Source organism: Streptomyces sp. NPDC051987, assembly GCF_040680735.1.
Classification (GTDB): domain Bacteria; phylum Actinomycetota; class Actinomycetes; order Streptomycetales; family Streptomycetaceae; genus Streptomyces.
The window spans coordinates 18,574-43,781 of sequence record NZ_JBFAXI010000046.1 but is presented as its reverse complement, the minus strand read 5'-3'; the positions used below and the strand labels follow the sequence as shown (position 1 = coordinate 43,781).

16 protein-coding genes, 1 tRNA gene and 1 pseudogene are annotated in these 25,208 nt (G+C 69.1%); 6 read left to right on the top strand and 12 right to left on the bottom strand.

Annotation, left to right across the window (positions count from 1 at the left end):
- Positions 1–140: 140 nt before the first annotated feature.
- The 6 genes from thrB to AB0M11_RS24120 form a co-directional block, all read right to left on the bottom strand.
- Positions 141–1,082 (bottom strand): homoserine kinase, encoded by a 942-nt coding sequence (gene thrB, locus AB0M11_RS24145; protein ID WP_365708747.1) that lies wholly within the window; start codon positions 1,080–1,082, stop codon positions 141–143.
- A gap of 452 nt (positions 1,083–1,534) precedes the next feature.
- Positions 1,535–2,593: a threonine synthase gene (thrC, locus tag AB0M11_RS24140; RefSeq protein WP_365708745.1), complete on the bottom strand. Its 1,059-nt coding sequence runs from the start codon at positions 2,591–2,593 to the stop codon at positions 1,535–1,537.
- 6 nt (positions 2,594–2,599) lie between these two features.
- Complete coding sequence (locus tag AB0M11_RS24135; protein WP_365708784.1) at positions 2,600–3,889, bottom strand: homoserine dehydrogenase; 1,290 nt, start codon at positions 3,887–3,889, stop codon at positions 2,600–2,602.
- A gap of 400 nt (positions 3,890–4,289) precedes the next feature.
- On the bottom strand, positions 4,290–5,681 hold the full coding sequence (gene lysA / locus AB0M11_RS24130; protein ID WP_365708743.1) for a diaminopimelate decarboxylase: 1,392 nt from the start codon (positions 5,679–5,681) through the stop codon (positions 4,290–4,292).
- A 19-nt stretch (positions 5,682–5,700) separates the two neighbouring features.
- Positions 5,701–6,678, bottom strand: coding sequence for an ArgS-related anticodon-binding protein NrtL (gene nrtL, locus AB0M11_RS24125; RefSeq protein WP_365708741.1), 978 nt, complete (start codon positions 6,676–6,678; stop codon positions 5,701–5,703).
- Between the two features lie 292 nt (positions 6,679–6,970).
- A complete protein-coding gene (locus AB0M11_RS24120) occupies positions 6,971–7,462 on the bottom strand; it encodes a response regulator (RefSeq protein ID WP_365708739.1) in 492 nt (163 codons plus the stop codon).
- A 98-nt stretch (positions 7,463–7,560) separates the two neighbouring features.
- Between AB0M11_RS24120 and AB0M11_RS24115 the strand changes: the two genes are divergently transcribed.
- The 3 genes from AB0M11_RS24115 to AB0M11_RS24105 all read left to right on the top strand — a co-directional run bounded on the left by AB0M11_RS24115 (position 7,561) and on the right by AB0M11_RS24105 (position 11,971).
- Positions 7,561–7,632 (top strand) — tRNA-Arg (locus AB0M11_RS24115).
- Between the two features lie 335 nt (positions 7,633–7,967).
- Positions 7,968–10,640, top strand: a complete 2,673-nt coding sequence (locus AB0M11_RS24110; RefSeq protein ID WP_365708737.1) for an ATP-binding protein — start codon at positions 7,968–7,970, stop codon at positions 10,638–10,640.
- A gap of 197 nt (positions 10,641–10,837) precedes the next feature.
- Complete coding sequence (locus tag AB0M11_RS24105; protein WP_365708734.1) at positions 10,838–11,971, top strand: ATP-binding protein; 1,134 nt, start codon at positions 10,838–10,840, stop codon at positions 11,969–11,971.
- A 4-nt stretch (positions 11,972–11,975) separates the two neighbouring features.
- Here the strand turns inward: AB0M11_RS24105 and AB0M11_RS24100 are convergent.
- Positions 11,976–12,149, bottom strand: a pseudogene (locus AB0M11_RS24100) (site-specific integrase); the annotation flags it as partial.
- Between the two features lie 146 nt (positions 12,150–12,295).
- Between AB0M11_RS24100 and AB0M11_RS24095 the strand changes: the two are divergent.
- Positions 12,296–13,585, top strand: coding sequence for an IS256 family transposase (locus tag AB0M11_RS24095; protein WP_365708731.1), 1,290 nt, complete (start codon positions 12,296–12,298; stop codon positions 13,583–13,585).
- On the opposite strand, the gene AB0M11_RS24090 is transcribed toward AB0M11_RS24095, so the two are convergent.
- Complete coding sequence (locus AB0M11_RS24090) at positions 13,540–13,713, bottom strand: BTAD domain-containing putative transcriptional regulator (protein WP_365708729.1); 174 nt, start codon at positions 13,711–13,713, stop codon at positions 13,540–13,542. The genes AB0M11_RS24095 and AB0M11_RS24090 overlap by 46 nt on opposite strands.
- 16 nt (positions 13,714–13,729) lie before the next feature.
- Here AB0M11_RS24090 and AB0M11_RS24085 point away from each other — a divergent pair, with 16 nt between their 5' ends.
- Entirely contained in the window at positions 13,730–13,924 is a 195-nt protein-coding gene (locus tag AB0M11_RS24085; protein ID WP_365708727.1) for an IS3 family transposase, read from the top strand.
- Positions 13,924–14,547 carry an IS3 family transposase gene (locus AB0M11_RS24080; protein WP_365708725.1) on the top strand — a complete coding sequence of 208 codons (624 nt, stop codon included), beginning with the start codon at positions 13,924–13,926 and terminating at the stop codon, positions 14,545–14,547. Before AB0M11_RS24085 ends, AB0M11_RS24080 begins: the two co-directional genes overlap by 1 nt.
- 298 nt (positions 14,548–14,845) lie before the next feature.
- Here the strand turns inward: AB0M11_RS24080 and AB0M11_RS24075 are convergent, their stop codons facing one another.
- The 4 genes from AB0M11_RS24075 to AB0M11_RS24060 are packed head-to-tail and all read right to left on the bottom strand — an operon-like array spanning position 14,846 to position 24,967.
- The gene (locus AB0M11_RS24075) at positions 14,846–16,975 is read right to left on the bottom strand and encodes a DEAD/DEAH box helicase (protein ID WP_365708723.1); all 2,130 of its coding nucleotides are present in this window, start codon (positions 16,973–16,975) and stop codon (positions 14,846–14,848) included.
- Positions 16,972–18,303 (bottom strand): BREX system ATP-binding protein BrxD, encoded by a 1,332-nt coding sequence (gene brxD, locus AB0M11_RS24070; protein WP_365708721.1) that lies wholly within the window; start codon positions 18,301–18,303, stop codon positions 16,972–16,974. The genes AB0M11_RS24075 and brxD overlap by 4 nt, the downstream gene beginning before the upstream one ends.
- Positions 18,300–21,065, bottom strand: a complete 2,766-nt coding sequence (pglZ, locus tag AB0M11_RS24065) for a BREX-2 system phosphatase PglZ (protein WP_365708719.1) — start codon at positions 21,063–21,065, stop codon at positions 18,300–18,302. The genes brxD and pglZ overlap by 4 nt, the downstream gene beginning before the upstream one ends.
- Entirely contained in the window at positions 21,065–24,967 is a 3,903-nt protein-coding gene (locus AB0M11_RS24060; RefSeq protein WP_365708717.1) for a PglY protein, read from the bottom strand. The genes pglZ and AB0M11_RS24060 overlap by 1 nt, the downstream gene beginning before the upstream one ends.
- Positions 24,968–25,208 lie beyond the last annotated feature (241 nt).

Below are 25,208 nucleotides of genomic sequence, written 5' to 3'. Positions count from 1 at the left end.
CTTGGGAGACTCCCGGAAGAATGTCTGTCCCGGAGGGGGACACGAAGCACCTCGCCATGGTGAGGTCGGGTGCAGACTTGAGGTTAACACTACCGGATCCAACAAACATTCCCCCTCTCCAAATCCGGCAATCGTGCGCGTCACATGTCGCTGGACGTGTCGTGGGCGGGCGCCAGCGGCAGCACGCTCGCGCCCTGGACGTCGAGGTTCAGCCGGTTGGCGGCCCAGCCCGCACCGGCCAGGGCCTGCACCTTGTCGGCGCTGCCCGCGTCGGCGAGCGCCAGCACGGTGGGTCCGGCGCCGGAGATCACGGCCGGGACGCCGTCGGCGCGCAGCCGCTCCACCAGAGCGGCGCTCTCCGGCATGGCGGGGGCGCGGTACTCCTGGTGCAGCCGGTCCTCGGTGGCGGGCAGCAGCAGCTCGGGGCGCCGCGTGAGGGCCTCGACGAGCAGGGCGGCACGGCCCGCGTTGGCGGCGGCGTCGACGTGCGGCACGGTGCGCGGGAGCAGTCCGCGCGCGGTCTCGGTCAGGACCGGCTTTCCGGGCACGAAAACCACCGGAACGATGGAATCGCCGGGCTCCATCCTGATCGCCCGCGCGGCGCCGGACTCCATCCAGGAGAGGGTGAACCCGCCGAGCAGGCAGGCCGCCACGTTGTCGGGGTGGCCCTCGATCTCGGTCGCGAGCTCCAGCAGGGCCGCGTCGTCGAGTCGGGCCTCGCCACCTATGGTCACGGCGCGCGCGGCGACGATGCCGGCGCAGATGGCCGCGGAGGAGGAGCCGAGGCCGCGGCCGTGCGGGATGCGGTTGGCGCACACGATCTCCAGGCCGCGGGGCTGTCCGCCCAGCAGGTCGAAGGCGGTGCGCAGGGACCGTACGAGAAGGTGGCTCTCGTCACGTGGCAGCGTCTCGCTGCCCTCCCCCGCGATGTCGATGTGCAGCCCTGAGTCGGCCACCCGGACGACGACGTCGTCGTAGAGCCCCAGCGCGAGGCCCAGGGCGTCGAAGCCCGGACCGAGGTTGGCGCTGGTGGCGGGGACGCGCACCCGGACGGCGGCGGCGCGGAACGCTGGACCGGCCATCGCTCGATGACTCTCCTTGAGCTGCGTGATGGTCGAATGACATTCGATAGCTGCAACGGGGGACCCTCGGGCCGGGGCCGTGGAGACGGCGCGGCACCGCGCCGTATGCGGAGGCATATGCAGCGGGCGGGTTCGGTACAGCCTATCGAAGGAAGGTTCTGTGGCGACATAGGGCGCACGGGAGGCGCACGATGCGTGTCGTAAGCCCCCTGTGCCCCCTCCGTAGGGAGAGCCCTTGCTGCGCTCCCTGCCGAGTGCTTCTTGAGCGTTCGCTGAGTGCCCGTCCGGTGCCCGTCGAGCCCGCGTCGAGTATCCCTTGCGTACCCGTCCAGTGCCCGTCCGATGCCCGTCGAGCCCTCGTCCAGTACCCCCTGAGTACCCCTTGAGCGCCCTTTGAGCACTTCTTGAGTGCCCTCTCGCCCCCCTCGTCGAGGGGGGCGAGGGGGGATGCTCTAGGCGAGGCCGAGGCGCTCCGCCGCGGCGGCCGCGTCGACCGGCACGGTGACCGGCTGCGGGGCGCCGGCGACGGCCCAGTCGGGGTCCTTCAGGCCGTTGCCGGTGACCGTGCAGACGATGCGCTGGCCGGGGTCGACCTTGCCCTGCTCGGCGGCCTTGAGCAGACCGGCGACGGACGCGGCCGAGGCGGGCTCCACGAAGACGCCCTCCTGGGCGGCCAACAGCCGGTAGGCGCGCAGGATCTCACGGTCCGTCACCTCGTCGATGAGGCCCTCGGACTCGTCCCGGGCCGCGAGCGCGAACTGCCAGGAGGCGGGGTTGCCGATGCGGATCGCGGTGGCGATGGTCGAGGGGTCCTTGACGATCTCGCCGCGCACGATCGGGGCGCTGCCGGAGGCCTGGAAACCCCACATCCGGGGCGTCCGGGTGGAGATGCCGTCGCCGGCGTACTCCTTGTAACCCTTCCAGTACGCGGTGATGTTGCCCGCGTTGCCGACCGGCAGGACGTGGATGTCGGGTGCGTCGCCGAGCATGTCCACGATCTCGAAGGAGGCCGTCTTCTGGCCCTCGATGCGCACCGGGTTGACCGAATTGACCAGGGCCACCGGGTAGTTCTCGCTCAGCTTGCGGGCGAGCGTGAGGCAGTCGTCGAAGTTGCCGTCGACCTGGAGGATCTTCGCGCCGTGCACCAGGGCCTGGCCCATCTTGCCGAGCGCGATCTTGCCGCGGGGCACCAGGACGGCGGAGACCATCCCGGCGCGCACCGCGTAGGCGGCCGCGGAGGCCGACGTGTTGCCGGTGGAGGCGCAGATCACCGCCTGCGCGCCGTCCTCCTTGGCCTTGCTGATGGCCATGGTCATGCCGCGGTCCTTGAAGGACCCGGTCGGGTTGGCGCCCTCCACCTTCAGGTGGACCTCGCAGCCCGTGCGCTCGGAGAGCACCTGCGCGGGCACGAGGGGCGTGCCGCCCTCGCGGAGCGTCACGACCGGCGTGCTGTCGGAGACGGGCAGCCGGTCCCGGTACTCCTCGATGATTCCGCGCCACTGGTGGGTCATTGCTGGTTACTCTCCTTCAACCCGCATGATGCTGGCGACACCCCGCACGGTGTCGAGCTTGCGCAGCGCCTCGACGGTCCCGGACAGGGAGGCGTCGGAGGCCCGGTGGGTGACGACGACGAGGGAGGCCTCGCCGTCCTTGCCGGTCTGCCGAACCGTATCGATGGACACCCCGTGCTCCGCGAACACGGTGGCGACCTGGGCGAGAACACCCGGTTTGTCAGCGACGTCGAGGCTGATGTGATAGCGCGTGACGACATCGCCCATCGGCGACACGGGCAGGGCGGCGTACGCCGACTCGCCGGGCCCCGTTGCCCCGCTGAGCCGGTTGCGGCAGACGGCGACGAGGTCGCCGAGGACCGCGGAGGCGGTCGGGGCGCCGCCGGCGCCCGGCCCGTAGAACATCAGCTGCCCGGACGCGTCCGATTCCACGAACACGGCGTTGTACGCGCCGCGCACGGAGGCGAGCGGGTGGGTCAGCGGAATCATGGCGGGGTGCACGCGGGCCGTCACCGAGCCGCCGTCCCCGGCGCGCTCGCAGATGGCGAGCAGCTTGATGGTGCAGCCCATGTTCTTCGCGGAGGCGAAGTCGGCGGCGGTGACCTCGGTCATGCCCTCGCGGTAGACGTCGTCGAGCCGCACCCGGGAGTGGAAGGCGATCCCGGCGAGGATGGCGGCCTTGGCGGCGGCGTCGAAGCCCTCGACGTCGGCGGTCGGGTCGGCTTCCGCGTACCCGAGCGCGGTGGCCTCGTCGAGGGCCTCCTGGTAGCCGGCCCCGGTCGAGTCCATCTTGTCGAGGATGAAGTTGGTCGTGCCGTTGACGATGCCGAGCACCCGGTTGACCTTGTCGCCGGCGAGGGATTCGCGCAGCGGCCGGATCAGCGGGATGGCACCGGCGACGGCGGCCTCGTAGTAGAGGTCCTTGTCGTGCTGGTCGGCGATCGCGTGCAGGGCGGCGCCGTCCTGGGCGAGCAGGGCCTTGTTGGCCGACACGACCGACGCACCGTGCTCGAAGGCGGTGGTGATGAGGGTGCGGGCGGGCTCGATACCGCCGATGACCTCCACCACGACGTCGATGTCGCCGCGTTTGACGAGGGCGGTGGCGTCGGTGGTGACGAGGCTCGGGTCGATGCCCTCACGGACCTTCGAGGGCCGTCGTACGGCGACACCGGCGAGCTCGATCGGGGCGCCGATCCGCTGGGCGAGGTCGTCGGCGTGCGTCGTCATGATGCGCGCCACCTCTGAGCCGACTACCCCACAGCCCAGCAGCGCCACCTTCAGCGGACGCGTACGCATCATCCGACCTCGTTTCCTCATACCGTCTACGGTTGGACCAGTCTCACTCACCGGACGGGAGTTTCTACCCTTGGTCCGGATCGTGAGACATCTATTTCATTGTGCGGGGCGGGCGGACAGGAGATCTTTCTCCCGGAGCCGGGAGCCCGGAGGGCGGCGGCCGGAACCCGGAGGGCGGCGGCCGGAGCCCGAGGGCAGGGCCCGGAGCCCGTAGAGCAGGGCCCGGAGCCCGTAGAGCAGGGCCCGGAGCCCGTAGGGCGGCAGGCGACGGCGGCCGGAGCCCGGCGGGCGGCTCTCGGCGGGCGGCTCTCGGCGCCCGGTAGCCGCCGCCTCCGCCCGCAACCCTCGAACCTCCACCCTCGACCCTCCACACCCTCACCCTCCGCCCTTCCGCCCGTCATCACCCGACGTCGAGCCGGAGCAGGTCCTCCTCCGTCTCCCGCCGGACGATCACCCGGGCCGCGCCGTCCCGCACGGCGACGACCGGCGGCCGGAGCACGTGGTTGTAGTTGCTGGCCATGGACCGGCAGTAGGCGCCCGTGGCCGGTACGGCGATGAGGTCACCGGGTGCCAGGTCGCCCGGCAGGAACGCGTCCTTCACCACGATGTCCCCGCTCTCGCAGTGCTTGCCGACGACCCGGGCCAGCATCGGCTCGGCGTCGCTCGTCCGCGACACGAGGGCGACGCTGTACTCGGCGTCGTACAGCGCGGTGCGGATGTTGTCGGACATGCCGCCGTCGACGGAGACGTAGGTGCGGAGGTTGTCGAGCGGCTTGATGGTGCCGACCTCGTAGAGGGTGAAGGCGGTGGGGCCGACGATGGCCCGCCCCGGCTCCACGGAGATCCGCGGCGTCCGCAGCCTGGCGGCCTCGCACTCCCGGGTCACGATCTCGGTGAGCGCCTTGGCGATCTCGTGCGGCTCGCGGGGGTCGTCGTCGCTGGTGTACGCGATCCCGAGCCCGCCCCCGAGGTCGATCTCGGGCAGTTCGACGCCGTGCTCGTCCCGGATGTCCTTGAGCAGCCCGACCACGCGGTGCGCGGCGACCTCGAACCCCGACATGTCGAAGATCTGCGACCCGATGTGCGAGTGGATCCCGATGAGTTCGAGCCCGTCGAGCTGCAGTGCCCGCCGGACGGCCTCCGCGGCCTGCCCCCCGGCGAGCGGAATCCCGAACTTCTGGTCCTCGTGGGCGGTGGCGATGAACTCGTGGGTGTGCGCCTCCACCCCCACGGTGATGCGGATCTGCACGCGCTGGCGCCGGCCGAGCTCCCGCGCGATGTGCGCGACCCGCACGATCTCCTGGAAGGAGTCGAGCACGATCCGGCCGACACCGGCCTCGACGGCCCGGCGGCTCTCCGCCTCCGACTTGTTGTTGCCGTGGAAGGCGATGCGCTCGGCCGGCATCCCGGCGGACAGCGCGGTGGCCAGCTCACCCCCCGAACAGACGTCGAGGTTGAGCCCCTCCTCGTGCAGCCACCGCACGACGGCCCGCGACAGGAACGCCTTGCCGGCGTAGAAGACGTCCGCGTCCGGTCCGAAGGCGGTGCGCCAGGCGCGGGCCCGGGACCGGAAGTCGGCCTCGTCGAGGACGTAGGCGGGGGTGCCGAACTCCTCGGCGAGGGACTTCACGTCGACTCCGCCGACGGTGACGACCCCGTCGGCGTCCCGGGTGACGGTCTGGGCCCAGACCTTGGCGTCGAGGGCGTTGAGGTCGGTGGGCGGAGCGGCGTAGTGCCCCTCGGGCAGGACATCGGCGTGCCGGGGGCCGGCGGGGTGTGCGGAACGGCTCATTGCTCTTCTGGCGCTCTCTTCAGAGGTGATCGGGTGCGTCGATGCCGAGCAGGGACAGGCCGCCGGCCAGCACCGTCCCGGCGGCTTCGGCGAGGGCGAGCCGGGCGCGGTGGGCGGCCGCGGGTTTCTCCTCGCCACGGGGCAGCACGGCCGGCAGGAACGGCAGGGCGGCGTCGGCGACGGTGACGAGGTGCCGGGCGAGCCGGTCGGGGGCGCGACGGACGGCAGCGCCGGTGAGGACGCGGGGGTAGTCGGCGAGGGCGGCGACGAGGCCGCTCGGGGCGTCGGGAACGTCGCCGGGCACGGCCGCGAACCCAAGCCGCCCCGCACCTCTCCCGACGGCCCGCACCCGGGCGTGCGCGTACCGCACCCGGAACAGCGGATTGCTCTCCCGCTGCACCAGGTGGTCGGCGGTGATCCGGGGGCGGTCGTGGGCGGCCGGATGCAGCAGCGCCCACTGGGCGGCGTCGGGCCCCAGCGGCGCCGGGTCCTCCGGCGCCGGCACGGGCCGCAGGTTCACCGGCTCCCCGTGATCCACCTCACCCCGCCCGCCCTGCGTCGCGACGATCCGCACCACGGCGTCGGCGACGACCTCGGCCCGGACGTCGTACGGCACGCGCAGCGCGACCACCTGCCCGGTGAGGGCGTCGCCGTGACCGTAGGAGGCTCCGAGCCGGCGGATCTCCCGGACCAGGGTCGCGGTCGGCGAGGAGCCGGAGGCGAGGGAGATGTTGAGGAACCCGGGCCCGGTGACGACGACGTCCGCGACGCCGGTCGCGTCCGCGAGGTGGGGCACCAGGATCTCGGCGACCCGCACCGGCGGCTGCCCGGCGGGCCCGGCGAGCTGCAGCGCGACATTGGTGGCGTAGTCCCCGCACCCGCCCGGCCCCGGCGGCGTCACCACGACCCGCTCCGGCACGGTCACGCTCAGCTCTCCCTCGTCCACGGCACGGCGCACCGCGCGCAGCACGGTGCGGGAGAGCTCGACGGGGGTCACGGGACAAGCGTAGGGGAGGAAGGGGGTGGGTAGGCGAGCCGGTTCGGACGGGTTCCGGGATGTGGACGGCGGGGCTGCTCGGGCGTCGCTGGGGTGGGCCGCCGGGTCGGGCCTCGTCGGGCATCGCTGGGTGGGCCGGGTCGGGCCACGCCGGGCCTCGCTGGGGTGGGCTGCGTCGGGCGGGGTCGGCAGGGCTGCCCGCACCTCGCCTCGCCGGGCCGGGTCGGACCTGGCCTGACGGCTCGGGCCGCGCCGGGCCGTCAGGGCGATCACCGCCGGGCCGTCAGGGCGATCACGGATAAGCGGGGTTGCCCCCGGCCCGCTCCTCGGCCCGCTCGCCCGCACCATAACCAGGCCCCCGCGTGATCAACTCCCCCACCATCTGCACCAGTTCGGCAGGCTCGAACGGCTTGGCGAGAAACGCGTCGACGCCGACGTCGAGTCCGGCCTCGACCTCGTACTGCGTACAGGCGCTGACGATGGCGAGCGGAAGATCACGGGTACGGGGATCGGCACGCAGCTGGGCGGCGGTCCGCAGCCCGTCGAGCCGGGGCATCGCGACATCGAGGGTGATCACGTCGGGCCGCACCCGGTGAACGACATCCAGACACTCGGCACCGTCGGCCGCGGTCACGACCTCGAAACCCTCCAGTTCGAGATTGACCCTGATCAGCTGCCGGATGACCTTGTTGTCGTCCACAACAAGCACCCGACCCGACGCCCCTGGCACAACTCGAGAGTAGGTCGGGACCGGCCACCGCGTCCGGGTTTTCCCGACTTCCACCGCCGCGAGGGGACGCCCCCGGGAAACCTGTTCCTGATCACCCCGACCGAGCTGGTAGTGTTCTACCCGTCGCCGCGAGCAACAGCTCAAGGCCAGACGCCCCCGTAGCTCAGGGGATAGAGCAACGGCCTCCGGAGCCGTGTGCGCAGGTTCGAATCCTGCCGGGGGCACTCGCCAAGGATCAGCAGAAATCAAGCGCTGACCAGGGCGGATGCCGATGCGAGAGAGCGGGATCCAGTCTCACTGGGTCCCGCTCTTTGTCGTTGGTACGCACAAGTTGCGATAGACCTGCGATAGAGATCTTCTCCGGACTAAGACAGCCACGTCATGCCGCCGGAGCGATACACGCCCACTGCCGCGGGACGACGTTTGGCCGCCGCGAGCGAGGGCGCGCGCACCGCTCGTGCTGCCCGAATCAGGGCAGCAACGGAAAGGGCTATGGGCCTGAGACAATTGCGCCATGGGTGGGAACGGAGCCGTACCGCAGGGTGCTGATCATGACGCCATGCAGGATTTCATTGGCGAGCTCCCGCTCGACGGCGCGCAGCAGCTGCGGATCCGGGCAACCCATCGCGGGTTCACGTATCAGAATCTGTATGCCGTGGGGTGCCTGCTGAGGCTGCAGGATGCGGGTGCCGAGTCCTTGCTGTTGGAACGGGATGAGGACCTAGAGGTCGTGCTCCCGGAACGCCGCCTGTACCTTCAGGTCAAGACCCGACAGAGTGGCGTCCTTGTCTGGAGCGACATCCAATCCGCTGTTGATGACTACCGGAGTGGGATTCGGGCGGAGCACGACGAAGGCCGTCGCAGTGGCACTCCGGCACTGGTTGTGATCACGAACGCTCAACCTGGACCTGACCTGCTCCACAAGACACAAGCAGCGGGCTGGCCGGACGACGTCCATTTGCTATGCCCGGGAGGACCTTCAGGGACGGACGCGTGGCTGCCGCCGCCAACAACGGATCTCGATGCGATGCTGCGGTGGTGCACGGCGGAGGCTGGCAAGGTCCCGTTTCTGTCGCTCAGGCCGCAGACGCTAGTGGAAAAGCTGGCAGCACGGGTGCAGTACGCATCCACGGGGGCCCTCGGTCAGGGTTTCGTAGCGGCTGACCTGCCCCAGCTATTCGAACAGTTCGTGCAGGAGCTCCAGGCATTTCCCGAGGACCCCATCACGTACCGGCCTCAGAGGACCGATCCGGAGCTGGTCAATGATCAGCGAGTGCGGTTGGTGGTGGGGTACTCCGGTGCCGGAAAGACCACCTGGGCCGCGCATGCGGCTAAACGGTGCCCCCTATCCGTCACCTACTGCAATGCCGCGGAGGGGTTGTCGGCCGACTCCCTCGCCGAGTCACTGGCCCGCGAACTCGCAGCCCGGCACCTCAGCAGTCCAACAACATCGGCACTGCCCCACGGGTCGAGCGTGGATGTCTTGCGAGCAGTCCACCTGCGGCTGACAGAGACAGCGACCGTCGTCGCCGTTGTACTCGACAACGCCCACCGTCTCCCCACCGACGGGCTTCGCATGCTCATCGACGCGCTGCCCACTGCACGGTGGATCCTGCTAGCACAGCCCTGGCCTGCCCAGCCTGTCCTTGAGGCCCATCTCGGAATCACGCCACAAGTGCTGCCCGGTTGGACAGTCGATACCGTTGCCGAGGTATTCGCGGCCGAAGGCTGCAGAACCGACTACCCGACGGCGCAGCGCGTCAACACACTCGCCGGCGGCCTGCCTTTGTACATCGGCCAGGCTGCCGCCTTGACACGCAGCCAGTACGGCGCCGACGCAGCAGCCTTCTGTGACGCGTTCGAGAAGAGGACACACGTAACGTCCACGGCCCAAGAGCTCATCTTGGAACAGGCCTTCGACGGTCTCGGTGAGGTAGCCGCAGCACTAGCCGGTCTCCTCGCCCTTGCCGAAGTCCCGTTGATGCGCGATGAACTGCAGCAGTTGGCCGCAGAGATAGGCCTGGCGCGCGCATCTGTCAACGCCCGTGCCCTTCGGGAACTTGCTGCCCACGGGCTAACGCAGTCGTTCGGCGATGGTCACCTCAAGCTCCATGACGCAGCACGATCCATTGCCGCTTCTATGGTTGATGCGCTAGATGACGACACAACCGACCGAGTGCAGCGGACCTTGTGCCGGGTCCTCGAAGGCGAGAGGGCTCCCGCCCGGCTTTCCCGCTGGATGCGGCTCCTGGGCTCGACAGGGCAGATCGACCACCTGATCGCCCTCACCGAGCAGGAGGGATTCTTCGAGCGCGGGTATCCCCGTGAGCTGCACGCTGTGCTCGCTGACACGGCGCACGCGCCTGACGCCGACCCGGCTCTGCGGTTCGACGCTCACAACGCCCTGTCGGCGTGGGCCTTCAGGGAAGGGGACCTGGACGCGCTCTCGACGCATGTACAGGCTATGGAAACGCTCCATCGAGCCGGGCATCCAGACTTCGGCCCGCGAGAGAGGATGCTCCTCGCCTCCCGACAGTTCCGTCTCTACGGCGAGTCGGGCGCCCTCGCTCAACTCCGCAAGGCCTACGCCGAGGCCATCGTGCAGACGCCTGCTCCATCCCGGTACGAGCGAGGCCTGCGTTACGAGTATGCCAGTGCTCTGTGGGAGGCCGGGCAGTACCAGGAAACAGGACAACTTGCCGTGGATGTCGCCCGCGCCTACCTGGACCACCTTGGCCTTGAGGTCGACGACATCATGGCCCCAATGAACGTGCTACATGCGCAATGCCTCAATCACGACACGCCTGACGACTTCAAGCGGCTCGCCGATTGTTTCAACCTGGTGGTTGTGGTCCATCGCAAACTGAACAGCATGGCCTTCGGTAACTGGGCCGTCTGGGCACGGCGGCTCTATGCCGTCTCCGGCGCCACGCGGTCAGCCATCAACTCGGGACAGGACGTCGCGGACGTGCTGCGCCTCACCGATCCCGCCGAGGCCCTAAAGATGCTCGACACACTGCGACTCGCAGCCGAAGAAGACAACCTGCCAGACATGGTTATCGGGGTCCGGTCACAGCGTGCCTTGATCCTGGCTCATACGGGCGACATCGCCGGAGCCCGCGCGGAGATTGACGTGCTCTCGCGGTACGACCTCACCCGTAACCAAAGCGAGGACATCCGGCACCAGAGCCAGCTCATCGAAGAGATCGCCAACCGACAGCCTGGCGCCTGAAGCTGTTCGCATTAGGGTAGGCGTGTGTCAATGAAGATGGGCAGGCCAAGTTAAATCAGCTGCCGGTCGTTCGATGCGCAGCGTCTACCGACTAGGCCGTGCGAGGAGGATGCGCTCACACCCGGCGTGTCGCCCAGTAGTCCGGTCAACAACTCAGTGTCGCGCAGCCACACAGGCGAGCCCCGGCGGCCTAGCACATGACCGCCGCCGGCGGACTGGCGCTCGGGAGGGGCCCGTTGCAAAGAACCATCCGCCACGACAAGCGAAACGATCGCCTGGTTTTTGGAGAGACGGAGCGGGTCTATCGTGACGCGGGCTTCACCTTTCACGCGTCTGAGCTGCCATCCATCAAGGCTACGGACTTCCGAACAGCTCTGATGAGCTGCCTGGCGGACGACGAGCAGGTCTACGTCGTAGAGGGGGACTACCAGGAGTTCGACGACGAGTACAGCACTCCCGGCCCAGTGAGCTTTGTTCAGCGGGAGGGCAAGCTACTCGTACGTGTCGAGGTAGTCACAAAGGCGCATGAGGAAGACGCCGAGGGCTCACCAGAGCCGCTCTACCGATCGGCCCTGCAGCCCTATCTCACCCGCCGTAGAGCTGCACTACAAAACGTAGAAATGTTCGGCAGCCAGGTGACCTCTCCTTGGGTGTGGGACTTCGACATCGAGTGTAGTCTCCGCCAAAGAACCCTGGAGGACTTGTACGAGATCGGGCATGGCGCGATTGCCCTACTGGATGCCTTCGCAAGTGGCCACCTCACGCGCGAGACCACCTTGGACCTACTCAGAGCCAGACATGCCGATGTCCTGCTAGGGCAGCCTGAGGGGCCTTGGCTCGATGTAAAGAGCAGTCACTATGACCTCGACTCGACACAAGGGAAGATTTCCCTTGCACAGGCCGTCTCAAGGTTCGCCAACGCAGAGTTCGGCGGCATCGTCGTGGTCGGGATGAAGGGAAAGAAGGTTCCAGGTGGCGAGGTGATCCATAGTGTTCATCCCGTCCCGGTCGACGGCAGAACGCTACGCCGATATCAGAGCGCCCTAGAACATCATCTCTATCCACCGCCCGACCTCTTGGATATCGAGCATTACGAAACCGACGGTAAGGGGATCGTCTTCCTTCACATCCCCCCGCAGCCTGAAGAGCTGAAACCTTTCCTGGTGCACGGTGCTGTAGTGGACGGCCAAGTGGAGGGAGCTTTTATCAGCATCGTGCGCCGCCGAGGGGAAGGATCCATCCCTATCACCGCTCCGGCTATCCACTCCACACTGGCCGCTGGCCGCGCCCTCCTGAGGCGCGGCCAGGTACCAGATCAGCCAGCCGATTAGGCACTCAGCCCGGCCAATCGAGCTCGCGTTCAATCTTGTTGTTCATGGCTTCTTCCTGACCGTAGATACATCCCTCGTAGACGCGGTGGATCACCCCAGGTGAGTTGCCGACCCTGCGCGCCACTTCGGCGACTGGCACTCCGGCGTTGAGCCACGTGGTGATGCAGGTGTGCCGCAGATGGCGTCCCGCATGGTGGTGTAGCCGATCAAGGCTGGGGCGTACGCCTGGGGGCGTGTGCTGACAGCGATTCCGCTCCCTGCCGATAAGGCGGGCCACCTGCAACTCTCCTTGGTGAACGGCCAGTTCAACCCGGGAGGTGCACGGTGGCCCTGTCCCAGTCTGACCTACTACGCCTGCTGGAGTCACTACGTTCGGCGTACGGGCTCGAACTCGTCCGCTCGGTGGCCGAGCGGATGCTCCAGGAACTGATCGAGGCCGAGGCGAGTGCGAGGATCGGCGCGGAGTGGAACGAGCACACCGACACGCGCACCGCGCTGCGCAACGGGCACCGGGACAAGACACTGACCACGCAGGCCGGCGACCTGGACCTGGGCATACCCAAGCTGCGCTCGGGCAGCTTCTTCCCCAGCCTCCTGGAGCGCCGCCGCCGCATCGACCAGGCACTGTTCGCCGTCGTCATGGAGGCGTACGTCCACGGAGTGTCCACCCGCTCGGTCGACGAGCTGGTCAAGGCCCTGGGCGCGGACAGCGGGATCTCCAAGAGCGAGGTCTCGCGGATCTGCGCCGACCTGGACACCCAGCTGACCGCGTTCCGCAGCCGGTCCCTGGACCACGTCCGCTTCCCCTACATGTACCTGGACGCGACGTACTGCAAGGCCAGGGTCGCCCACCAGATCGTCTCCCGGGCCGTGGTGATCGCCACCGGAATCACCGAGGACGGCGGCCGCGAAGTGCTGGGAGTGATGGTCGGCGACAGCGAGACCGAGGTGTTCTGGACCCAGTTCCTGCGCTCCTTGCGCGAACGCGGCCTGAACGGGGTCCGACTCGTGCTCGGCGACCACCACTCAGGCCTGGTCAAGGCGATCCGCAAGGTCATGCTCGGCGCTGCCTACCAGCGCTGCCGGGTCCACTTCCTGCGCAACGTCTTCGGCGTGATTCCGAAGGACGCCGCGGAGATGGTCGCTGCCACCATCCGTACTATCTTCGCCCAGCCTGACCAGGCCGCCGTCCGCGGCCAGCTCGACACGGTCGCTGACATGCTCGGCGCACAGTTCCCGCAGGTCAAGCACATGCTCCTGGAAGCCAAAGACGACCTGACGGCCTTCGCGGCCTTCCCGGAACGACATTGGAAGAAGATCCAGTCCACAAATCCGCTGGAGCGGGTCAACCGGGAGATCAAGCGTCGTGTCGATGTCGTCCAGGTCTTCCCCAACGACGACGCGCTGCTGAGGCTGGTCACCGCCGTCCACTTCGAAATGCACGACGAGTGGATCGCCTTCCCCCGCCGCTACCTCCCCGAGGGCAGCATGGACCAGATCTACCCCGCCGAGCTCCCCGAAAGCGCCCCCGGACTACCCAACCACCAACACAACGGCCGATTGATCGGCTACACCACGACAAGGGACACGACCTCTTGCAGAATCTGCTCATAGAAAGCTTGCAACTGGCCGCTGGGAGAAACACCGTATTCATGCGTCAAAAGTTCCCGGAATGAGTGATATCTGGCGATGGCATCTGAACGCCTACCGCTCTCGCACAGCGCCGTAAGCAGCAGGCGCACAAGGTCTTCATTGGGAGTGCCCCGTTCCGCCTACTGCGCGCACAGGGCGTCACCGCCGGCCCGGTCGGTGCGGGAGCGGGCCGAGGAGGCGCCGGTGGGCGAGATCCGGGTGCTTCACGCCGGATCTCGCGGCGCCTACGGGGCCCCGCGGATCCACGCCGCCCTGCGGCGGGCCGGGCGGGTGGTGAACTCCAAGAGGTCGAGCGGCTGATGCGCAAGCACCGGATCGTCGGGATCACCCGCCGTCGGCGGCGGGGCCTGACCCGGCAGGCGAAGCGGGCGGTGTTCGCGCTCGACCTGATCGGCCGGGACTTCACCGCGCCCCGGCCCGGGATGCGGCTCGTCGGCGACATGACTGAACTCAGCACGCTGGAAGGGAAGTTGTACCTGCCGACCTGTATCGATCTCGCGACACGGGAGGTGGTCGGCCGGGCGATGGCCGAACACCACCGCGCCGAGCTGCCGGTCGCCGCCGTGCGGATGGCGGCCGGGCGTGGCGGTCTGGAGCCGGGTTGCGTCATGCATACGGATCGCGGCAGCGAGTACACGAGTGAAGAATTCCGCAGCGAAATAGGCAAGTTGGGCATGAGGCAGTCGATGGGGCGCGTCGGCTCTTGTTACGATAATGCCGCCGCAGAAAGTTGGTTCGCCATCCTGAAAGCGGAGATCGGGACGACCATGTGGGAGACCCGGGAGGCCGCCCGGGCCGACGTTTTCCGCTACGTCGAGGTCGAGTACTACCGCAGCCGGCTCCGTCGGCACCCCGACTACGGGTACGTCAACCCGCTCGAAACGAGATCCTTGCTCAGGCAGAGCCTCGTCCCGGCAGCGTAAATACCCGCTGCCCAGTTCGCGGGGGGAACTTCATTCGAGCCACCGGGCCCAACACGAGTGACTCAAGCCGCACAACGTTAACGGAAGCGCACACCATTACGCAGCCCATTCCTCTATCGCCTCACCCCCGGGCACCCACTCTGGCCTCCGAGGCGGAAGTCGCATCCTGGCACTCATCTTTGCAGCGAGGCGATGGCGGCCAGTTCGGTAACGGGCGCCACCACCAGCAGCTTCGGCTCGTACACTGAGCTGGCCGAAGCCTGACGACGTGACGCGGCTCCTCACAGGAACCAGGTATTCATAGTGGACGCATAACGAAGCGCACAGGTTCGGAGAGAACTTGCGCTGCCGGCTGCAGATCCGCCAGCCGCCTCGCCAGCGTCGACTCGGCGAGCCTGGGCGGCAGTGCATCCGCGAACTTCAGTCCTTTGACCGCCCGCTCGTCGACCTCCGGCAGGCACAGGTGGTCCGGAGCAGCCGCCGAAACTTGCTTCCAAGTGTCAGGGGTGAGGTCCTCTCGCAGACGGATCCAGCAGTCGTTGATCTGCTGGACAGGTACAGCAACCTCAGCAAGCGTCGCCGCGAGCGTGGCGTTCGCCCGGTGGCCGGCCCATGTCCACCACTTCACGTATCCGCCCGAGCCGCGAGTGATCACGGTGCCTCCAGGATGTACCTCTTCCATGCAGTGCTCTCGTGCTTCGGCCAGGTACTTCTCCGCGCGCCCTGTGAGATCCACCGGCGGGTTCGCCCCGAGGAGCACTTCCCTGACCGCCCGCGTCAGTTCGAAGGAGATGCCGAAGTCGAGCCCGGCGCCGCTCCACTTCGCTCTGCCGCCGCCGTCGACGGGTTCGACGAAGCACCGCTTGCGCTTCCAGTCGATGTACGTGACCTGCCAGCTCCGCCCGGCCAGGAGCAACCGCCTTGGTCCGTCGATGCGTTCGGTGAGCAGGCTCGGATCCGTCCGGCCGATCTCTCTGCGGCCCTGCAGCACGGTGAACTGCGGAGGCGCGGTGAACACCGCCGTGAGATTCATGAAGTGCCGGTGCCCGAAGCGCCGTTCTGCCTCGGGACCGATGAACAGGAGTCCGCCGTCCTGGTCCAGGTAGCCGTTGTCGACCAGGTGCCGGACGATCGGCTCGGCGGACTGGCCGAACGGGCCGAGGCCGTTCCACCACTCCTGCCAGAGCCTGTCCCCGACCTGTGGCTCCTGCAGGCACAGCGCGAGCAGCTGTTGGGCCACGATGTGCCGAGGCTCCGGTGGGGCGACGACGGGCTCCACCCAGCCGCGCGACCACTGCAGGAGAAGGGCCGAAGCGCCGAGGAGTCCGTCGTGGTTCAGTGCGAGGAAGAGGCAGTTGCGTGACGTCCCAGGCCTGCGTCCGGTGCGGCCGAGCCGTTGCAGGAAGGAGGCGACGGTGAGCGGGGCATCGATCTGGATGACCCGGTCCAGATCGCCGACGTCGATGCCGAGTTCGAGGGTGCTCGTGGAGACGATGACGCAGTCGCGGGCCTCGGAGAAGGCCTGTTCCGCGCGTCGGCGTTCGTCGACGGAGAGGGAGGCGTGGGAGAGGAAGGTTGTCACGCCCTTGGCGCGCAGCTTCTCGCCCAGTTCCTCCACGAGCCTGCGGGACTCGCAGAAGACGAGCCGTTTCTCGCCGCGGTGCAGCGCCGCGATCATGGTGGCGGCGTTGTCGACGGAACCAACGTAGTCGAGCTGGATGTCCGGTACTGGTGGCGCCGCTCCCGATGCCCCCGGCTTCGGATCTGCCAGGTGCGGTGCCACCACCACCGCCGGCTGCTTCCCCGCTCCGGATCCCTGCAGCCACAGCAGCAACTCGTCCGGGTTTCCCACGGTGGCGGACAGCCCGACTCGCTGGACGGGACGTCCGACCACGCGCTGAAGCCGCTCCAGAACGGCCAGCAGATGCCAGCCCCGGTCGTCCCCGGCGAAGGCGTGTACCTCGTCGACGACTACGGTGCGCAATCCGGAGAAGAAGGAGGTGTGGTCGACGTTCGCGCTCACCAGCATCGCCTCCAGAGACTCCGGCGTGGTGAGCAGGATGTCGGGCCGCGCCGCCAGAATCCGTTTGCGCGCGCCGGTAGTGACGTCCCCGTGCCACAGGGCTGCCGTGCGACCGAGCCAGGAGGCGTAAGTCTCCAGCCGGGGCAGCAGGTTGTTCAGCAACGCCTTGAGCGGACAGACGTAGAGGACGGACGTCCCCGACCACTTCTGCTGCACCATCTTCGACAGCAACGGAAACGAAACGGCCTCCGTCTTGCCTCCGGCCGTGGGCGCCAGGAGGATCGCGTCGTCGCCCGCGAGCAGCGGCTTGATGGACTCTTCCTGCAGTGGGCGCAGACCGGGCCAGCCGAGCGTGTTGACGATGTGGTGGACCAGCGCGGGTTCGAGATCGTCGATGCCGCTCACGGCAGGTCCAGATTGATATCGTCCGCGCGTGTGGCGGCCGCGTTACGTTCGACTTCCGTCAGCTCGCCGTCCGAGATGGTGAGCGCGTAGTGCTTGCGTGGATCGAAGTCCTGGAACTCGTCCACCCGGTCGAGCACATCGGCGACGAGTTTGCGCAGGAAGACACGGGGCGCGACCCCGACCTTGCCCCCGAGTCCGCCAGTGACGGCCGTGGCGAGCTCCATCAGGTACGTGTCGTCCACCTGTTGCTCGACTCGTTCTGGGTGCCGGGCGGCGCCTGCGTACAGGTCGCGCACGCGCCTGCCCAGCTCGCCCAGGCGCTCCAGGTCGAAGCCTGCGAGCCGCAGTTGGACGGCCCGTGGAGAGTCGAAGCGCGGGTCGGTGGTGAAGTCAGTCGCCAGCCGCTGTGCGAGCGGGGGAAGCCGTTGCACGCCCTGCTGGCCGTCGAAGAAGGCCGGTGTCCCCGTGATGACGAGGAACAGCCCAGGGAAGCGTCCCGCGTCGATCTCGTCGAGAAGCTGCCGCAGGGCGTTGAGTCCCTTCTCCCGTACGTCACCGCGCACCCGCTGAAGGGTCTCGATCTCGTCGAGGACGACCAGCAGACCAGGGTGGCCGCAGTCCCGCAACACCGTGAGCAGGCCCTGCAGGAAGCCGAGTGCCCCGAAGTGGTCGAGGTCACCCCGCACCCCGGCCGCCCGGCGCGCCGAGGCGGCGACGGACTTCTGACCGCCGAGCCAGGCGATGAGGGCTTCCGCGGTCACCGCGTCGTCGGCCGCGACCGCGCGCCGGTATCCGCGCAGGGCCGCGGCGAACGCCGGTGTGGTGCGGGCGACTTCGGCGAGCCGACGTTCCATCAACTCGTCGACCGCTTCGCCCAGTGCCGCTTCGTCCTCCTCGTCCACGTCCCCGTTGTCGAGGATCTCCTCCTCCAGCGTGTAGAACCAGGAGTCGACGATCGCGCGCAGCGCACTCGGTTGGTGGGTGGCCGTGGACAGCCGTTCGGTGAGCCGGCGGTACACCGTCTCCAGCCGGTGCAAAGGTGTCTCGGTCTCGGAGATCTGCACCTCGGCCGTGGCGAGCCCGGCGCGCTTGGCCCGCTCGGCGAGCCAGCGTGCGAAGAAGGTCTTGCCGGATCCGTACTCGCCACGGATCGCGTGGAAGGCCGCTCCGCCCCGCGCCACCGTGGACACGTCCTCGTCGAGGGCGCCGGTGAACCGGTCGAGGCCGACCGCGAAGAGGTCGAGCCCGGAGTGCGGCACAGTTCCCCGGCGCAGTGCGTCGACGACCTCCCGCCGCCGGACCGCGCTCACGTCGGGCGACGACGTCACGTTTCCTCCTTGGGGAAGAACTGGTCACGGAGCAGGGTCATGTCGAGTTTCACCGTGTGTCCGGCGTCGATGAAGCCGAGGATGGGGTAGCCCTCGATGTTGAGCAGCCGCTGCAGGGTGGCGATGAACCCGTCGATGTTGCGCCGTACCCGCCCGGTCGCCGAGATGGCGCCTGCGAGCGCGGCCGGTGACATGGTGCCGCCCGCCCCGGCCAGCGCGTCGATGACGGCTGCCACGACCTTGCTCTCGGGAGCCTTGCGTACGTACTCCTTCTGCGCCTCGTAGACCTCGCTGGCGACCACACGTTCGCCCAGGGTGGCAGGGGCGGCCGCGTCCGCGGCCGGCGCCACGAGATCCGCTGCGGCGAAGAGCCCTTCGCCCGCGGGCTGTTCCTTCGGCTTGCCCCGCTTCGGCTTGCGCGACGTCTCCTGCACCGCGACGGCCTCGGGCCGCCCGCCCCTGTGAGGAGTCCACCACGACGGGACGGCCTGCTCCCGGGGCAGGACCTCCCACCCTCTCGGCACCTGGTCCCGGTCGGGCACCAGGACGAGCAGCGGCACGGTGACCTCCGCGAGCGAGGCTCCGCCGTGGTACCCGGCCCGGCGGCCGGTGTAGCGGATGTCCTCCCGCCAGGGCATGACGACGGTGCCACCGCCCTCCAGCACGCGGGGCCCGGACAGCTGGACCTCGCCGTCCCTGGCCGTACCCGTGCGCCATCGGGCCGAGCCGGGCCCCGTGTCCTCGTCACCCACAGGTCCGTCGCTCGCGCCCCGCTCCAGCACATGCCCGTGATCCGCCACGAGTACGACCGGGCGCCCGTACCCCCTGGCCGCCGACAGCAGTTCCCGCAGGTATGTGACGTCCCCCAGGCTCCACCGGGTACGCCGCCCCTGCTGTCCCTTGTCGAGGGCGTCGTCGATGGTGTTCAGTACGACGCCGACCACCGCATCCGAGGCGAGCGCGGCCATGAGCTCCTCGGAGAGGAACCTTCCCGCCCCTCCTTCTATCCCGGCCTTGTGGAAGAGCTGGGCGTCGAGTCGCCGCTGGCCCCAGAAGGCGGCGAAGCCCGCGCTCTCCTTCGTCTGCCCGCCCTTGACCGCTCTACCGGTGAGCAGGGACGCGCGGCTGACCTCCGTGACGGAGGGGAGCATGGAGACCGCGGCCATTCGCTGCGGTTCCTCCTCCGAGCCCGCTTCCCTCGGCACGACCTCGGTCCAGCCCTCGCGTTCGACCTCCTCGCCCAGTTGGGCCGCGACCGCGCAGCTCATGCCGTCCAGTACCAGGACGAGCGGAGCCGTGTCCCCGGCCAGGGGCCTGACCGCTTCGGCCAGCACGTTCTCGACGACCAGGCAGCCGCCGGGGTGCAGCGCGGTGGCGTTCGGTGTCCAGGACGCGAGCCGCCGGGCGAACTCCTCGTCCAGCCGCTCGCGCCGCTCCCGGGCGGCCTCGTACAGGGCGCGGAGGTCCTCGCCCGTGGCGGTGTCTCCGTCGGGGTCTCCGGCCCACAGGACGGCGAGGGCCCGGTCCGCCCAGCCCCAGTCTCCGGCCTGGCCCCGCACGCCGGCCGCCACCGACGTCACCGCGGGCCGCGGAAGTGCCAGCCAGCGGGCGGTCCTCACGGCCATCTCGGCCACGCCGACGCGGTCCGTGTTCAGTCGGGCCAGCATGTGCGCGTTCAGCTCGGCCAGGGCCGCTTCCCCAGCCGCCGGAGAGGTGCGGGCCGCTGCCGTCACGTGCCGCAGCTGGGCCGTGAAGCTCGACGGCAGGAAGCGGTTGGATTCGAGGGCCGTGGTGAGTCCGGCGCCGTCGGCCAGTTGGTCGGCGCGGTCGAGGACGGCGAAGACCCGCGCCCGGGCGTCGGCGTTGTGACGGGCCTCTCCGATCCAGCGGATGAGGGCGCCTTCGACGGCCTCGGTGAAGGACTGCAGCTCGGTCCGGCGCGGCATCACCTGCCCGAACAGCCCGCCGACCGCGAGCGCCACGTCCGGGCTCGCGGCCTGGTCGCGCAGGACGGCGCCCAGCAGGCCGAGCGGCATCGCGTCCTGGCCGCGTCCGGTCTCCGCCAGGGACATCAGGACCGGCGCCGCGGGGCCCGTGGTCTCACCGAGCCACTTCTTCAGCTCGTCGCGTTCGGTCCGCTCCAGCTCCGCGAAGCGCAGGGGTCCCGCGGGCGTACGGGACCAGGTGAGCAGGGCGTCCAGGTCGACGACGGCTCCCGACGCGGGGTCGGCCTCGTCGTCGCCGTTGCCCAGCCCGAGCCGGGCCACGACCAGTGCGCGGAGTGCCGCGTCCCGGGTCAGGACGGAACCGGCGCGCTTCCAGCCCTGGGAAGGCTCGGCGTCGAGCAGCGCCTCCAGCAGCCACCCCTCGTCGTACATGCGCGGGTCGAGTCCTGCGGCGCCGAAGCGCTGCATGACGATCTCGGCGTTCTCCACGGTGAGCGTCTGCCGCCGTAGCGCCTGGCCGCGCAGGTCCCAGCCGATCTGGCCGTCGTCGACGCCGGTGGTGACGACGAGGAGGTCCGCACCGGCCGCCTTGTCCCGGTGCTTCGTCCACTCCTCGAGGATGCCCAGGACGGATGCCTGGTGGCTGACGCGAACGCGCCGCGTCTCCTCCCCCGTCCGCACGGTGAACTCCTCGGGCGCGCCGGCCGAGTAGCGCCCGTGTACGAGGACGAGACGACGCTCTCCGAGCCCTTCGGCGTGCGTGACGAGCAGGGCCTCGATGGTGCGGCGGCCCACCTGGGGCAGGGCGGCGCCCATCAGTGTCCGGCCTCCCGGCCGTCGACGGGGACGGGACGCCAGGTGACCTGGATGCGCGTGCCCGGATGGGCGGCAAGGTACGACCTGATCTCCTCCTCCACACCGGCGACCGTGGCGGCGAGGGACGCTTCGAGCCGAGTGGGCTCGACGAGATGCGGAGCCCCCGGGCGCACATCCCGGGCGGGCACGTCGGCAGCCTGCTCGCCGCCGTCGATCCGCCGGGGCTCGCCCTCCGTCCCGACCGGCCCCGACTGGACCACCGGCTGCCCGTGTTCGGTGAAGCTGACGTCGTCCGGGGTCGGCTGCGGCTGCGGCACCACGGGCTGGGCGACCTGCGCGAGGCGTGCCACCTCGTTGACGAGAGCCAGTGCCTGGTCCTGAAGGCGCTCCAGCACAGGAACCAGCGAGCGGGCCTGCTCGTGGTCGTTGGCCGTCTCCTCGACGACGCGGACCAGGCGGGCCGCGCGGTCGCCCACGCTGTCGTCCCGCCCGGCGAAGCCGCGCACGCTGCCCAGCAGCTTCCAGTTGGTGTCGTCGAGGGCGGCCAGCACCTCGGGCGCCTGTTTGAGAGCTGCCCCGATCTCCTGGTCGGTCACGTCGTACGCCACCCCCGCGAGCTCGCGCACCACCACGGTCGCGTCGTCGCTGCGGGCGAGCCGGGCCACCAGGTCGGCCGCGGCCTTCATGGACCTCATGCGCGGAGCGTCCGCGCCCTGCGGCCCACGCAGCCCCAGTTCCCCGGCCCGCTTCTGCAGCACGTCCCGGACCCCGCTCACGGCGTCCCGGTACCTCGCGCTCACTTCCCGTACGCCGGTGGCGAGTTTGGCGACGTTCGGCGCGAAGAGCACGGGCGGCACGGGAACCCCGAAGATCCTGCCGGCCCGTTCGCGCGCGGTCGCGAACTCCTCCTCGGTCGGCAGCTCGACGGCGCGCAGGCCGTAGCCGGGACCGATCTTGTCCAGCTCCGGAGGCTGCTGCAGAGGCGAGGTCTGATACACCCACGTCCGGTCGTCGAGGAGCGCGTACGTCGCGATGATCAGGTTGCTGACGTTCTTCTCCAGGCCGGTGAACCCGAGCTGGCCGATCCACTTGCGGACGTCCTCGACGGACAGGTCCGTCCCGGCGTGTGCCTCGGCGGCCTTCTGGTTGATCCGCAGCCGCCAGTCGCGGCTGACGTTCAGCGGACCGTCGTGCACCTCGCCCAGTCCCAGCGGATGCACGATCTTCTTCACCGTGGCCAGCTGGTGGCTGTCGACGACGACCCGGCGCTCGCCGCTCTCCATGGCGCGCCCGATCCATTCGAGCGCGGTCTTCAGCTCGCGCAGGGTGACCGGCTTGCGGGTGAGGGCGGGGTCGAAGTCGGGGTGTTTCGGGTAGAGCACGGCGAACATCTCGTCGGCGAGGGCGTAGAGGTTCTTCTCGAAGCCGACCCCGGGCTCGGGCTTCTTGCGCGTGAAGCCGGGCCGCAGCGACCACACGTGCTGGTCCGCCGGGACCTCGGCTCCGACGTTCGCGGCCTCCGCCTTGCTGATCCCGTACAACTGCTCGAGAACGGCGGAGAGTTGGGTGGTGAGGTTGTCGCTCTGCGCCTTGAGCTGGTGGCGGATCTGGATCCGTTCCTCGGTCGAGCGGGTGGCGGTGACGTCGTCGAGCCGGTCCCGCTCCAGCAGATAGTTGATCTTCAGCAGCCGTCCGAGCTGCCGGGCCCGCTGCTCGGAGAAGAAGTCGGGCAGCCAGACGATGGTGCTCCCGGTCCGTCCCGACCGCCTCAGGGTCTCGATCCGGTGGACGTCCTCGATGGGCGAACGCTGAGGTTCATCGAAGGGATAGTCCAGAACGAAGCGAATGTTTCCTTCCATCTGCGGTTCGAACTGCTCGTCGGGCAGGTGCAGATCGCGCACGTTCCCGAAGACGAACTCGGCGGTCCGCTTGGTGCCCCGCCAGACGATCTCGCGCTCGCACACGAACGCCTGGGTGTCCCGGATACCGAAGGCCGACCACAGTTGGTCCTTGATCCACTGCCGGCGGTGGCCGTCCTTGTCCGCGACCCCCTGCACCTCTTCGAGCAGCGGTTCGACGTCCAGGTCGGACAGGTGCAGATGGAACACCGGGTCCGCGTCGCCCTCGCTCCGCAGCTCCCCGAAGCCCTGGGCCTGCAGATCGCGCAGCGCCTTCACCGCGACCGATCCGGCCGACCCCACTCGGGCCCTGATCGTGCCGTGGTTGAGCGCGGCGAGCCGTCCGCCGGTCAGCCGTGCCAGAGCCGGCACATTGGGGGCGAGCGCGCCGAGCAGCAGCGTTTTGACGAGCCGGTCGTCCCGCCGATAGCGCGCGTCGTCGACGGACCCGTACTTCTCCAGCAGATGGGCCCGAACACGCGCGTGGAAGCGGTGCGCGATCTCGGACTCCCGGCGCAGCTTGGCGGTGAACGCCTCGCCGGTGCCCGTCGCTATGACGTCCCACAGGTCGCCGAGGGGGATCAGCTCCCCCATCCGCAGGTCGTCGCGACGGCGCCGCAGCAGCTCCTGGACGAGCTTCAGACCGGTGCGTTCGCGCTGCAGCGCCCCGGACAGGTCCACGAGGACGTTGAGCAGCGCGGGCGAGAGCGGGTACAGCGTACGGAAGTCGTCCCAGCTGGCCTCGGTCCGTCCATGGGCGTCGAGCAGCACCTGCCGGACCTCGTCCTTGGACGACTCGACGAGCGTGAAGGCCTCGTCGCGTACCGGCTCCATCCCGGGCTTGGGTTCCAGCACGCGGCGCTTGATGATCTCGACGAGGTTGCTGTCCTCCAGGTTGACGACGTCGATACGTCCGGCGAGGTACTCGATCTGCTGCTCGAGGTTCTGTACCTCGGCGCCCGCCACGTCGGAGCCGATGAGCTGGGACAGGTCGCGCTGACGCGAGATGAAGGACACGATCGGCACGGGCCGGTCGGCGTCCCCGGACTCGATCAGCTTGACCAGCCGCTGCACCTGGTCGCGTACGAAGTCCTGCTCGCCCATGTGCGCCTGGAGCCAGAGGATCAGCTCGTCGAGAAAGAGCACGATGCCGTCGTAGCCGAGGGACTTGGCGTGCCGGGAGATGACGGACAGCCCGTTCTCCAGCGGCACGAAGGCGTCCTTGTCGCCGCGGGCTCCCTGCGCGTACGCCGCCATGGGCCCGGAGAGCAGCGCGGACACGAGCGCCTCGCGGTACGGGTCCCCGGCGGGCGCGTCGAAGGCACGGGTCAGGTCTGCGGAGGTCCAGCTGCCGGCGGCCGGGGCGGCGTCGTCCGCGTCCAGCAGGTCGAGGTCGTCGTCATCGGCGTCGAAGGCGACCCCGCCGCCCGGCGCCACCGCGGCGGCGCCCTCCCCGAGCCACTGCACGAACTTCGCGTCGTCGGCCAGGAACTCCCGCTGCCTGCGTGCGTCCGCGAGGGCGAAGTCGGCCCGGTAGACGGCGGGCGTCGGCTTGTCCGGGTGCAGGGAGCGCACCGCCTGCACGTACCCGCCGAGCAGGGCCGAGTCGAGGTCCGTGGAACCCACGAGGTGGTACGGCACCATGAGGAACCGGTTGTCGCGCAGCCAGTCGTCGTGCTCGGCGATGACCTCCTGCAGCCGGGGCTTGGAGCGGGCCGCCGCGTTGTTGTTCAGCACGGCGTGCAGCACGGTCAGGAAGTGGCTCTTACCGGCACCGAACGATCCGTGCAGATAGGCGGCGTGCGAGTTCCCCGACCTGACCGCAGCCCCGACCAGCCCGAGCGCGCTCCGGAAGGCCCCCTGCAGCTGCTCGGTGACCACGTACTCGGCGACGCGAGCGTCGGTTTCGGTGAACCCACCGGACAGCTCGACCTTGAAATCGCCGGCATGGACGTCTTCCTTGATGTCGATGACATCCTTCAGGAAGAGCTCACTGGTGGGCATCCGGCTCTCGTTCCCTCACTCGACGGCAGTCGGTACGCGCTGATCTCACACGCGACACCCAATCTTGCCAGTCTTGCCATGCCTTGTGCCCAGGCCAGACGCAAGTTCCGTGACGCAAGTGTCACGTTGAGCGACTCGAGCGGGACGAATTCGTAACGGACTGCGACTGATGCACACCTCACCGTGACGCATGCCTGGTGTAACCCCGTTCCCGGCCTGGCCGAGAACCGCTTACGCCCGC

Bases quoted from the DNA above. Each gene is read 5' to 3' on its own strand.
- thrB (WP_365708747.1), bottom strand. From the start codon at position 1,082: ATGGCCGGTCCAGCGTTCCGCGCCGCCGCCGTCCGGGTGCGCGTCCCC.
- thrC (WP_365708745.1), bottom strand. From the start codon at position 2,593: ATGACCCACCAGTGGCGCGGAATCATCGAGGAGTACCGGGACCGGCTG.
- AB0M11_RS24135 (WP_365708784.1), bottom strand. From the start codon at position 3,889: ATGCGTACGCGTCCGCTGAAGGTGGCGCTGCTGGGCTGTGGGGTAGTC.
- lysA (WP_365708743.1), bottom strand. From the start codon at position 5,681: ATGAGCCGTTCCGCACACCCCGCCGGCCCCCGGCACGCCGATGTCCTG.
- AB0M11_RS24110 (WP_365708737.1), top strand. From the start codon at position 7,968: ATGCAGGATTTCATTGGCGAGCTCCCGCTCGACGGCGCGCAGCAGCTG.
- AB0M11_RS24105 (WP_365708734.1), top strand. From the start codon at position 10,838: ATGACCGCCGCCGGCGGACTGGCGCTCGGGAGGGGCCCGTTGCAAAGA.
- AB0M11_RS24080 (WP_365708725.1), top strand. From the start codon at position 13,924: ATGCGCAAGCACCGGATCGTCGGGATCACCCGCCGTCGGCGGCGGGGC.
- pglZ (WP_365708719.1), bottom strand. From the start codon at position 21,065: ATGGGCGCCGCCCTGCCCCAGGTGGGCCGCCGCACCATCGAGGCCCTG.
- AB0M11_RS24060 (WP_365708717.1), bottom strand. From the start codon at position 24,967: ATGCCCACCAGTGAGCTCTTCCTGAAGGATGTCATCGACATCAAGGAA.